This window comes from Pseudoalteromonas sp. JSTW (assembly GCF_013423925.1).
Lineage (GTDB): Bacteria > Pseudomonadota > Gammaproteobacteria > Enterobacterales > Alteromonadaceae > Pseudoalteromonas > Pseudoalteromonas lipolytica.
The window spans coordinates 2529351-2540990 of record NZ_CP058972.1 but is presented as its reverse complement, the minus strand read 5'-3'; the positions used below and the strand labels follow the sequence as shown (position 1 = coordinate 2540990).

General features: G+C 42.8%; 9 protein-coding genes. 3 read left to right on the top strand and 6 right to left on the bottom strand.

The window, feature by feature from the left end; all coding sequences use genetic code 11:
* Window positions 1-3 precede the first annotated feature (3 nt).
* Window positions 4-1320: a DASH family cryptochrome gene (locus GZH31_RS11530; protein WP_180311010.1), complete on the top strand. Its 1317-nt coding sequence runs from the start codon at window positions 4-6 to the stop codon at window positions 1318-1320.
* Window positions 1321-1432: 112 nt separating this feature from the next.
* Window positions 1433-3115 (top strand): sensor domain-containing diguanylate cyclase, encoded by a 1683-nt coding sequence (locus tag GZH31_RS11525; RefSeq protein WP_180311009.1) that lies wholly within the window; start codon window positions 1433-1435, stop codon window positions 3113-3115.
* Here GZH31_RS11525 and GZH31_RS11520 read toward each other — a convergent pair.
* The 5 genes from GZH31_RS11520 to fucP all read right to left on the bottom strand — a co-directional run bounded on the left by GZH31_RS11520 (window position 3101) and on the right by fucP (window position 8225).
* The gene (locus GZH31_RS11520; RefSeq protein WP_180311008.1) at window positions 3101-3670 is read right to left on the bottom strand and encodes a DUF2799 domain-containing protein; all 570 of its coding nucleotides are present in this window, start codon (window positions 3668-3670) and stop codon (window positions 3101-3103) included. The genes GZH31_RS11525 and GZH31_RS11520 overlap by 15 nt on opposite strands.
* Before the next feature lie 182 nt (window positions 3671-3852).
* Window positions 3853-5736 carry a propionyl-CoA synthetase gene (locus tag GZH31_RS11515; RefSeq protein WP_180311007.1) on the bottom strand — a complete coding sequence of 628 codons (1884 nt, stop codon included), beginning with the start codon at window positions 5734-5736 and terminating at the stop codon, window positions 3853-3855.
* A gap of 278 nt (window positions 5737-6014) precedes the next feature.
* Window positions 6015-6395, bottom strand: a complete 381-nt coding sequence (locus tag GZH31_RS11510; RefSeq protein ID WP_074988994.1) for a hypothetical protein — start codon at window positions 6393-6395, stop codon at window positions 6015-6017.
* Window positions 6392-6697 (bottom strand): hypothetical protein, encoded by a 306-nt coding sequence (locus tag GZH31_RS11505; RefSeq protein ID WP_075593808.1) that lies wholly within the window; start codon window positions 6695-6697, stop codon window positions 6392-6394. Before GZH31_RS11505 ends, GZH31_RS11510 begins: the two co-directional genes overlap by 4 nt.
* A gap of 247 nt (window positions 6698-6944) precedes the next feature.
* Window positions 6945-8225: an L-fucose:H+ symporter permease gene (gene fucP, locus GZH31_RS11500; RefSeq protein WP_180311006.1), complete on the bottom strand. Its 1281-nt coding sequence runs from the start codon at window positions 8223-8225 to the stop codon at window positions 6945-6947.
* Window positions 8226-8378: 153 nt separating this feature from the next.
* Here fucP and GZH31_RS11495 point away from each other — a divergent pair, with 153 nt between their 5' ends.
* Window positions 8379-9509 (top strand): ROK family transcriptional regulator, encoded by a 1131-nt coding sequence (locus GZH31_RS11495; protein WP_036966807.1) that lies wholly within the window; start codon window positions 8379-8381, stop codon window positions 9507-9509.
* Between the two features lie 35 nt (window positions 9510-9544).
* Here the strand turns inward: GZH31_RS11495 and GZH31_RS11490 are convergent, their stop codons facing one another.
* A complete protein-coding gene (locus GZH31_RS11490) occupies window positions 9545-11584 on the bottom strand; it encodes a S9 family peptidase (RefSeq protein WP_075593766.1) in 2040 nt (679 codons plus the stop codon).
* Window positions 11585-11640 lie beyond the last annotated feature (56 nt).

Here is an 11640-nt window from a genome sequence, read left to right as displayed (position 1 = left end):
ACAATGAAAAAGCGTGTTTTATATTGGCTGCAAAATGACTTAAGAATGAGTGATAACGTCATACTATCTGAACTTGAACACTTTAATGGTGAACTTGACCTTGTTTATGTGATTGAGCCTAGGTGGTTTAAACAAAGTAATTATCAACAACGGCCTGTTGGTAAGCATCGATATTGTTTTTTAATACAGAGCCTACAGGCTTTTTCTAACGCTGTGGAGGCGCTTGGGCAAACCTTACATGTGGTCACAGGTGAGCCCGAAGTGGTTATTCACGAGCGCATAAAAAAACACGGTGTTTCAACGCTTGTCTGTACAGAGCAAGTGGGCTATTACGAGCAAAAACAGCTTAATAAAATAACTGAGTTATGCCCAGAACTTGACGTTAAAACCTACCAGCAAGACACTTTATTTACAGCACCTGATTTACCGTTCTCAGTTGCCGATTTACCAAAAAATTTCACGGCTTTTCGTAAAAAAGTTGAAGCAGAACCTGCGGCTATTGCTGCACCGCGTGATGCGGTTTCGCGTTTGCCACACCCAGTGCAGCTTTGCCCAGCTCAACCAATCCCAGATGCAGTGACAGAGCCTGAAAGTGTGTCTGGTGGCTTGTTTGCTGCTCAACAACATTGCCTGCACTATTTTTCATCGCCCGCACCTGCCAGCTACAAAGAAACACGTAATGAATTAGACGGCTTCAGTAACACAACTAAGTTTAGTTTGTGGCTTGCGGGTGGGTCTATTAGTGCAAAACAAGTGTATGCTGAGGTTGAACATTATGAGCATATAAATGGTGCGAATGAGTCAACGTATTGGATTAAATTTGAATTACTCTGGCGTGAGTATTTTAAGTGGCATGCTAAGCATGTTGGCAGACAGCTATATCGCTTTAAAGGGCAGAAAAAAACGGCGCCGCTAACAACATTTAATAGTCAACGTTTTGCATCTTGGTGCCAAGGAACCACTCCTTTTCCACTGGTAAATGCAATAATGCATGAGCTCAATGAAACGGGCTATATTTCGAATCGTTCGCGGCAAATTGCAGCCAGTTGTTTGGTCAATGAGTTAGCGGTTGACTGGCGTTTTGGAGCGGCTTACTTTGAGCAACAGCTCATTGACTATGATGTCGCTGCGAATTGGGGTAACTGGCAATATATTGCAGGAGTTGGCGTGGATCAGCGAGGTGGGCGTCATTTCCACATTAATAAGCAAACGGCATTATATGACCCAACAGGGTGTTATATTCGCAAATGGCAAGGTGATAAAACAGTGAGTCGTGTTGTTGATATATACGATGCTGCTGATTGGCCCTTAAATGAGTAATTTTAATTTAAATCAAAAATCTAAATGTCATTTTTAGTCTTTTTTTATTTTGTTATCTAAAATAGAAATAAAGGCTTACTTTTTCACCGTGATCCAACTCAAAAGGTTAACTATGGCATTTAGTAAAGGATACGAGGGGATCCAGTCGAAGCTCGGAATAGACATCGCCCAGCTTATACTTGATAGTAGCGATGCGGGGATATGGCTATGGAATATAAAAACAGGTGAAACCATTTTTAATGAAAAATGGGCGGCAATTATTGGTTATAGTTTAGCTGACTTACATCCGGTTTCTATTGATACGTGGCTTGTGCATGCACACCCTGATGATCTCGAAAAATCGCAGCGACACCTTCAAGCCCATTTTAGTGGCGAAACTGAGCGCTATATATGCGAAGTCAGAATGAAGCACAAAAAAGGGCACTGGATTAAAGTACTCGACAAAGGCCAAGTGCAAACATGGGATGAAGAGGGGGAGCCTGAATGGATGTTTGGCGTTCACATAGATATAACCAATCAGTGGCGAAAAGAGTGCGAAATAGAGTCTTTACATAACAAACTGCAAAAATTTACTGATAACTTACCGGGCCTTGTTTTTCAGTATGTAATAGATAAAAAAGGTCACGGGTCATTTCCTTTCACAACGTCAAAAGTAATAGAAATTTATGGTTGTACGTCAGACCAATTGAAAGAGTCTGATGCTTTGGTCATGCAGGTAATACACCCCGATGATCTGCCTCGTGTGCTGACAAGTATTGAGCGTTCGCGAGTTGAATTATGTGACTGGCACCAAATCTATCGGGTAAATCACCCAAAAAAAGGGCTCATATGGGTTGAAGGTAAATCGTCGCCTATTGCGCGCCATGATGGTTGTTTTGAGTGGAATGGTTACTTAGAAGATGTCAGTGAAGAAGTGACGAGTAATGAAAAAATAAAATTGTTAACCGCCGTCTTTTCAACCACCAGTCGAGGAATTTTAATTACAACCCCTGAGCCACGCATTGTCGATGTTAACCCCGCATTTGAACAAATAACCGGATACAGTAAATCTGAAGTGGTAGGCCAAAGTCCAGCGATACTTTCAGCTAAAAAACAAGGAAAAGAAGTGTACCAACAAATGTGGGCAACACTACTGAGTAAAGGTCGCTGGCAGGGGGAGGTGTGGAACAAGCGTAAATCGGGCGAAATTTTCCCAGAGCTGCTTTCTATCGATGCTTTATATGATGAAAAAGGATGTGTAAGTCATTACATAGGTGCTTTTGATGATATTTCGCTGGCAGTAGAAAAACGTCAATTATTAACTGAGCTGGTAAATCAAGACCCGCTTACTAAGTTACTTAATCGACGAGGGTTAGATATTCAGTTACGTGCAATCACGCAAAGTACAACGGCAAATAACCCTAAGTTTGCGTTAATTTACCTTGATCTTGATAACTTTAAATTGGTTAACGACACCTTTGGGCATGAACAAGGCGATAGTTTATTGCTTACGATTAGCCAGCAGATAGCGTTACAGCTACGTGAGCAAGATATTCTTGCACGCATAGGGGGTGATGAATTTGTGATTGTACTACCTAGTTTAGTAAAGCCTGAAGTATGCGAAGAAATTGCATTGCGTTGTCAAAAAGCGGTGGAAGTAATTGCAAAAAACTATGCCACTGCCCAGCCTGTCAGTGCAAGTTTTGGTATTGCGCTGTATCCGCATCATGGCAAAAATGTGAAAGAGTTGCTTACCATGGCTGATAAGCAAATGTATAAGATGAAATCGATACCAAAATCGTTACCATTCGGTTGATATTTCAACACTGGGCAGTTTATTGAGTAGCGGCAATAGCGCCCGTTCTTTGCGCAAGTCATTACGTTCATCTTCTAAACTTTTACGCTCATGGTAGAGGTTTTTACGCTGTTGATTATCGAGCTGATTATTGTTTAGTTCAGCACGAATAGTATGTAGCCGACGATCAATTTCTTCTATACGATCATCGATATCAATAAGCCGTTGCTGTACTTGGTAGCGGTCGTTACCTTCTTGCCATGCTTTACGAAACGCAGTGCTGTTACACACGCCGTTATAAGGCATGCCTTGCATGGCCAATGTAAAGCCGTTTTCGGGTTCACAATACACATTGAGACCTTGATCATAACCCGATTTATATTCGCTTATGTCTGCACGCACGCCAAACTCACTGCATTGTGCTAACGCATTTACGCCATCTTGGTATTGGGTGCCATTAACACCATGTTGATAGCCAATGCCATACCAATTTGCTTGCAAACATTCATCTTTACTCAGTGATGTACAACCCGTTAAAACAACCAAAGGCAAAAGAGGGTAAAGCCATTTTTTCATGTGTTTAAGGCTCATAAAAATACGAAATAAGTTCAATAAGTTTAGCGTGTTATTCGTTTTTTGGGTACGTTTAGTTTTATTTTAAAGCAGCTTATTGTCGGTAGGGTAAATAATACATAGCGTGGCTTTCAATAGAGTATAAAGGCCTTATTAAAAGGCCTTTGGTAACATTACAAAAGCATTTAGCGATTGTTTAGTTGTTGGTTGATTTCGTCAAAAATAGAGGCGTCATCAATCGTAGATGGAATGTTTAATTCTTCCCCATCGACTAATTGACGAAGGTTTTTTCTAAGAATTTTCCCTGAACGTGTTTTAGGTAATCGTTCAACATGCAGAATATTTTTCAAACAGGCGATTGCGCCAATTTGATGCCTAACAGCGTGGATTAACTCTTTTTCAACCTCTTTGCTATCACCGAGGTAATCATCTTTTAGAACGATCATCGCCATTGGCAATTGCCCTTTTAGTGAATCACTTACACCAAAAACGGCACATTCAGCAACGGCAGGGTGAGCCGCGACAATTTCTTCCATTTCCCCCGTGGATAGGCGATGACCCGCAACATTAATCACATCATCGGTTCGGCCCATAATGAATAAATAGCCATCGTCATCAATATAACCCCCATCACCAGAGAGGTAATAACCAGGGTACTCACTCAAGTAACCCGCTTTAAAACGCGCGTCATTTTGCCAGATAGTGGGTAAACAACCCGGAGGTAAAGGCAGTTTTATTACAACCGCGCCGTTTTCATTTGGTGCGCAACGCTCACCATTCATATCTAAAATTTGCACATCGAAGCCCGGTGTGGGCACCGTTGAACTGCCAGGTTTTGTGCCTAGCTGCTCAATGCCAATTGGATTACAAGCAATGGCCCAGCCTGTTTCTGTTTGCCACCAATGATCTAGCACCGGTAATCCCGTGTGCTCTTTAAGCCACTCATACGTCGGAGGGTCAAGGCGTTCACCGGCTAAAAATAAGCGTTCTAACGAGGAGGTATCGTATTTTTTAAAGCCTTCGGCTGTCGGATCTTCTTTTTTGATAGCCCTAAATGCGGTAGGTGCACTGAATAACGCGGTTACCTTGTGCTCTTCTACCACACGCCAAAATGCGCTGGCATCGGGCGTTCTAATGGGTTTTCCTTCATATAAAACGGTGGTACAGCGATAAATAAGAGGTGCATAGACGATGTATGAATGACCGACTACCCACCCGATATCGGAAGCCGCCCAAAAGACCTCGCCCGGCTTCATGCCATAAACCGTCTCCATGCTGTAATGCATTGCAACTGCATGCCCCCCGTTTTCTCTCACCACGCCTTTTGGCGTGCCTGTGGTACCTGAGGTATAAAGGATATAGAGCGGGTCATCCCCATTTACTGCGACAGGCTCTACAGGAGCGGCTGTATCGCTGGCCGATTGCCAGTCAATATCGCGACCTGCTTGCATATCGGCTTTTGCTTGTTCACGCTGGTAAATAATGCAGTGTTCAACGTGATGCTTTGCGGTTTCAAGGGCTTCATCAAGCAGTGGCTTATATTCAATGACATGATTGATTTCGACCCCACATGATGCGCTAAGCACAAGTTTAGGCTTTGCATCATCGATACGCACGGCAAGTTCGTGGGGTGCAAAACCACCAAAAACCACCGAGTGAATAGCCCCTAGTCGTGCACACGCTAACATGCCAATAACCGCTTCGGGGATCATCGGCATATAAATAACCACGCGATCACCCTTACTAACGCCCAATGAATGCATTAGGCCTGCAAATGTTGCAACGCGACTTTGCAATTCTGAGTAGCTGATTTTTTGTTTTGTGTTTGTAACGGGTGAGTCGTAAATTAATGCTGTTTGTTCGCCGAAACCGGCATCTACATGCTGGTCAAGTGCTAAATAACAGGTATTAAGCGTGCCATCGGCAAACCAATGATAAAAATTGTTTTCATCGTTTTGATACGGTGCGCTGGGGGCTTTAAACCACGCAATACGTTTACTTTGCTCAAGCCAAAACTGACCGGGATCGCGCTGAAACTGTTGATATTGTTGTTGATATTCGCCCGACATAAAGAGGCTCCTATACTTTATTTGTGAGAGATTTATATCCGCTCCCCTTGAAGATGCAATGTTAAGTGCTATCACGTGGGAGCGTGGATATTTAAAATGTAGGCGCTTTTTTGGTTAAATAATATGCGACCTTGGTCTGCACTTAATCAAGGCCTGAGAGGCGATAACAGGGTTGTTAGCAGTGTTTTAATCTTAATAATTTTTTAATTAATAAGGTTAAAGTGTTGGTGTTAATGCGTGTAAGAATAAGCGTGCTTGTTGCAGCATAAAGTGAAAAACTAATGTGGTTTTTTACTGCGTGGAGCACCTAGCAATATACCAATATGGCATAGACACACGGCGAGAAATGCACTGATCCCCAAAGCCCCACCATAGCCATTTAAAAGAGGCACAAGATACTCAAAAAGAAGAGAAAAAAGTAAGGCTGCAATGGTAATGGTAAAAATACCAAAGCGTTTAGGGGCACTCATGCCAATAAAAGTGCCGCCAAAAAACGCCACACTGTATAAATCAGCGTGAGGGGTGATATAAACCATCACACAGTAAGCAATAATTGTTAACGAGGCTGATGCACGAATGCCGTCAAAGCGATTTTGTTGTGCAAGAAGATAGGTGCCAAATGCGGCAAATATTGACAGTAAAATAATCGCGAGGTTCATAAAAACGCACTTTTCGTAAACATGTAAAGGGCCACACTGGCAAATGCGACACTGCCTAAGCGACCACCAAAACCAGCAAAAAGATTCATTGTCATGACATATAAGCTCGCACCAAAAAATGAAATTAAACCCAGTTCCCAGTAATTATTAATTAAACTTGATGAGCACATACCCGCAAAGCTGCCCGCATAAATAGCTGCATAGGGGTGAGATTTATACACGCGTGAAAAAGGAATAAAAGTGCCAATTAACCCAGTGCCAGCTGCGGCCACTACAATGGGAACATTGAATTTATCGTGCAAAATAAAGCTTAAAAAGCAGCCACAAAAGAAACAAATATACTTAACTAAAAAAAAGCTGAAATGATATGAAATGCGCTGAGTGCACAGTTTAGACATGTGGGGTTGTAAAGCGGACTTAAGCGATTTCATACTTACTTTTAGGTAGTGATAAAGGCGCTAATTTTCACATTTTATACTCATAAAGTACAATACGATAAGGCACTGATTTACGCTCAGCGCCTTATTTTTTATATCGTATTGTTACTACTTATTCGTGTTTATGTGTATTTTTGGTGCCCCGAGTATGGTGGCCATAAAGAGAGACAATTAAAAAGCACAGAAGAGGAATAATAAATGAGCTGGCCGTATCCAATGTATCAATTAATGTTGCTTGGAGTAACGGTAAAAATGCGCCCCCTAGAATCGCCATTACTAATCCTGCAGCGCCAATTTTTGCATCATCGCCGAGTCCCTCGAGTGCCGTGCCATAAATAGTCGGAAACATAAGCGATAAGCAGCCAGAAATACTCACAAGTGCCGCCACTCCCAGTAAATTAACTTGAGTGATAACCAAAACACACAGCGCAGCTGCGACTAAGGCCATAATCCGCAGTAATTTAGCACCACTCAAAAAACGCATGAGCCACGTCATAATAAACCTAGAAATTAAAAAGACGAGCATCGAATACTGTAGCACTTGACCCCCAGTGACTTCATTCGTTGTGAGTGCCTCCATGGTGTAACCGATAGTGTAGGTCCAGACACATGTTTGCGCTCCAACGTTAAAAAACTGCGCAACAACACCAAAACGATAATGCTTATTTTGATATAAGGTTTTAAAAGCGCTTGTTAAATTACGTGATGGAGTGTGGGTGTGCGTTATTGTTTTAGGAGATTTACTAAAAAAGATACACAGCCATAATAAGATTAAACAGCCCGCCATCCCCACGTAAGGCACCATCACTGCACTGAGCTCACTGCTCACAATCGCCTTTAATTGGCTTTCACTCATGAGTGCTCGGTGTGCGTTATCGGCCTGATTTAAACTGGGTAAAATTAACGTGGCGGCCAGAAATACACCGATATTGGTGCCCACTGGGTTGAATGCTTGCGCCAAATTTAGGCGGCGAGTGGCCGATTTTTCGCACCCTAGCTGCATTACATAAGGATTTGCAGAGGTTTCTAAAATAGATAACCCGCCAGCCAGAATAAATAAGGCAAGTAAAAAGTGGCTGTATAGCATTGTTTGGCTCGCCGGATAGAACAACAACGCGCCACATGCGGCCATGGCCAAACCAACCAGCAGACCTGTTTTGTAATTAAAACGACGATTAATTAGAGCCGCAGGCAACGCTAAGCAAAAATAAGCGCCATAGTAACTAAATTGCACCAATGCTGATTGCAGCGCACTCATCGAAAACGTTTTACTGAAAACCTTTACTAAAGGATCGGTCATGTTTGCTGCTGTACCCCATGCAGCGAAACAGGTGGCGAGCAAGATAAATGGCCATAGCATTTGGCGCGATACAATAGCTGATTGTGTTGGCATAGATCACCAGATTGTTGTGTTCATATTGTTGTGGCCGATAGTATTCACGACTCCAGATAATAAATCAACATAGTTGATTTATTATTTTAACTAGCGGATAGTATGGCAAAAAGGTCTAATAGGTGGGTCTTTAACCGTATTAAGAAGGATGCTATGAAGCGTAGTTTATTGCCGACAAGGCGAAGTAATAATGAACGAGCTATTTTGAGCTTGATTAGGCAATGTGAAACGCTGCCCAAAGCACAAATAGCGAAAGCGCTCTCGTTATCTGCACAAGCTGCTACGGTGAATATTAATAAGTTGGAAGAAGATAAATTATTGCTTCGTGATGCCCCTGTAAAAGGGCGAGTAGGGCAGCCAAGTGTGCCTTTTCGGCTGAATCCCGATGGCGCTTTTAGCTTTGGTTTAAAGATTGGACGCCGACGTTTTGATTTGATTCTAATTGATTTACAAAGCACGCAAAGAGCCAGTGTATCCGTTGAGGTCAATGTGCCTAACATTGACGAACTTAAGGCTTTTTTGAAAACCAATATCCCACGGCTATTGCGAGAGTTAGGCTGTGACTTAAGCACGCGAGTATGTGGTTTAGGAGTGGCGATGCCTTTTGATATTTGGCATTGGCATGCTGAGAATCCTGAGCAACAAGCGCAATTACTTGAATGGCAACATTTCGATTTAAAAACGTATCTAGAAACTGAATTTGAGCTACCTGTTTACATCAGTAATGACAATAATGCAGCGTGCTGCGCAGAGCTCAGCCTAGGTAATCGTCAAAATTACAGTGATTTTTTATATGTTTATTTGGGTGCGTTTTTAGGTGGCGCGGTCGTGATTAACCGCCAGCTTCTTGAGGGTAAAAGTGGCAACGCGGGCGCAATCGGTTCAATGTTAAATGCTCAGCATGAACAGTTGCTTACGTTATGCTCGTTGCTAGAATTACAAAAACAGTTTGACGCTGCACAGTTAAATTTATCGGTGTATCAGCTTACAGATAGTCAATTTAAAGAACATTATGCCCTGATACTACCTTGGCTTAAAAAGGCGGCTGAGGCGATAAGTGTGGCAATGCATCACAGTTTAAGTTTATTAGATATGCAGGCTGTTGTTATCGACTCACCGTTACCAAAAGACGCATTGGATGTTGTAAGGCAATTAACACTTGAAGCATTTGCACGCTTAGACAGCAGAGGGCTGCGTCTGTGTGACGTTAGTGTTGGGGTCTGTGGTGAAAAAGCGCAGTCAATAGGCAGTGCTCAACTTGCGCTTAGTCATCATTATTTTTGAGCAGCAATGAGTCACCCCATTACTGCTCAAAATGATTATTTCTTATATTGATTAAACCACGCAAGCGTGTATTCAATTTTAGAAATCATCCGTGATGGACGACCCGCAATACCATGCGGTGAACCCGGAACACGTATTAGTACTGTATCGACCTTACGTAGTTTTAAAGCTTGATAGAATTGCTCCGATTCAGAAATCGGTGTACGGCGGTCTTCTTCGCCAGTCATGATCAGTGAAGGTGTTGTCACATTTCCCACTAAAGACAGAGGCGAGCGTTGCCAATAGTGTTCAACATTATCCCACGGCATTCCTGGGAATTGGTTACGAATTTGACCAATGTAGCTGTCGGCTGTTAGCGTTTTACTTAACCAGTTGATAACCGGTTTTGTGATAGCAGCCGCATTAAAGCGATTTGTTAAACCCACCGCATACGCCGTTGCAATGCCGCCTGCTGAACCACCAGCAATGAACAAGTTGTCTTTATCAATAAAGCCTTTTTCAATCATGGCATCCACGGCGGTATTATGATCGGCAAAGTCTTCTTTTGAGCTGTATTTACCATCAAGAAGTAAGGCAAAGTCTTTACCGTAACTAGTTGAACCACGGTAATTTACATACACAACCACATAACCTTCAGCAGCATAGCGTTGCAGTTCGGCTGTAAAACTTGGGCCATAGGCTAAATGAGGACCACCGTGAATTTCAACCATCAGTGGGTACTGTTTGCTTTCGTCAAAGTCGGGCGGTGTGATGTACCAGCCTTGAATTGCTTGACCATCAAATTGTGATTTCACATTCAGTTCGTGCACTTTGCCCAGTTTTTTGTGGCCTAAAACATCTTCGTTTAACGAGGTTAACGTTTTGTTTTTGCCTTTGTACAAGTAACCTAAATCAGCAGGGCGGTATTCACTGCCGGTCGTGTAGGCAATGGCACCATTGCGTGCCATGCTAAAGCTACCACTGACATACGGGCGACCTATCGAGGTGCCTGAGACCGTGTCGGTTAAATCGGTGACTTTACCGCGGCTTGATACTTTAGCAAGCTTGCGCTTACCGAAGTCATCATACTGAATAACAAAATCGCCATCACCAAACCATTTGAAGTCAGCCACTGAACGATCCAGCTTTTCTGTTAGGTGTTTTACTGACTTATCATCTAAGTCAAGCACCGACAGTGTCGAGTTTATGTAAGGCACGGGGGCGTTATCACGGGCAATAAAGGCCAGCTCGTCTGCATCTTTAGCGTAATGAGGGTTACTTTCACGACCCGGAAGGTCTGTTAATTGCGTAAGTTCACCCGTTTTTACATTTATTTCGTATAAATCAGATTCAGTGGTGCGGTACTCCCACTCGTCATGGCGGTCTGAAGAAAAGACGACTTTGGTATTGGTTGGATCCCATGCTAATGGACCGCGGTGTTGGTAGTTGCCCGACGTTAATTGGCGGGGTGTACCACCCGAAACAGGAATCACAAATACATGGCGATAAGCGGGTTCTAAGAAACCAGCACCATCGGCTTGGTAACGCGCTTTTTCAATGACTTTGACCGGTTTTGACCAATCGGCACCTTTCGGTTTTTTTGGTAACTTAACCGATTTCGCAAACGCCGATTTACCTTCAGGAATGCTCATTGTAAAAGCAATGTGCTCAGCGTCATGTGACCACGTTAAGTCGCCTACTGATTTTGGTAATTGCGTTAACAGTGCTTGTTTGTCTTGTGCTAACCAGTAAACGTGTAATTGGTTTGAGCCACTTTTATTACTGGTGAACGCAATTTTTTGGCTGTCTGGCGACCACGTTGGCTGACTGTAATTGTGCTCATCAGAAAAAAGTGGAGTGTGTTGCCCTGATTTTAAATCGTAAAGCCAAAAGCTGCGTTTGTTACCATCTTTCATGATGTCGTAGCCACTTCGCACATAAACGATTTTTTTACCGTCAGGGCTTATTTGCGGGTCGCCCGCGTATTCAAGTTGGAAAATATCCTCAGAAACAAATTTGTCGTTCGCGTAAACCTGCGCTGTTGTTGCAGCACACAGCAAACTGGCCCCAATAATGAAGTGTTTTTTTAATTGCATGTTAGCGTCTTTTTTTAGCCGTAAAATTTCATCCTAAAAGCTGACCATAAATCACG

What these genes read in the sequence shown, in the direction of transcription:
- GZH31_RS11530 (WP_180311010.1), top strand. Translation starts at nt 4, where the DNA reads ATGAAAAAGCGTGTTTTATATTGGCTGCAAAATGACTTAAGAATGAGT.
- GZH31_RS11525 (WP_180311009.1), top strand. Translation starts at nt 1,433, where the DNA reads ATGGCATTTAGTAAAGGATACGAGGGGATCCAGTCGAAGCTCGGAATA.
- GZH31_RS11520 (WP_180311008.1), bottom strand. Translation starts at nt 3,670, where the DNA reads ATGAAAAAATGGCTTTACCCTCTTTTGCCTTTGGTTGTTTTAACGGGT.
- GZH31_RS11515 (WP_180311007.1), bottom strand. Translation starts at nt 5,736, where the DNA reads ATGTCGGGCGAATATCAACAACAATATCAACAGTTTCAGCGCGATCCC.
- GZH31_RS11510 (WP_074988994.1), bottom strand. Translation starts at nt 6,395, where the DNA reads ATGAACCTCGCGATTATTTTACTGTCAATATTTGCCGCATTTGGCACC.
- fucP (WP_180311006.1), bottom strand. Translation starts at nt 8,225, where the DNA reads ATGCCAACACAATCAGCTATTGTATCGCGCCAAATGCTATGGCCATTT.
- GZH31_RS11495 (WP_036966807.1), top strand. Translation starts at nt 8,379, where the DNA reads ATGAAGCGTAGTTTATTGCCGACAAGGCGAAGTAATAATGAACGAGCT.
- GZH31_RS11490 (WP_075593766.1), bottom strand. Translation starts at nt 11,584, where the DNA reads ATGCAATTAAAAAAACACTTCATTATTGGGGCCAGTTTGCTGTGTGCT.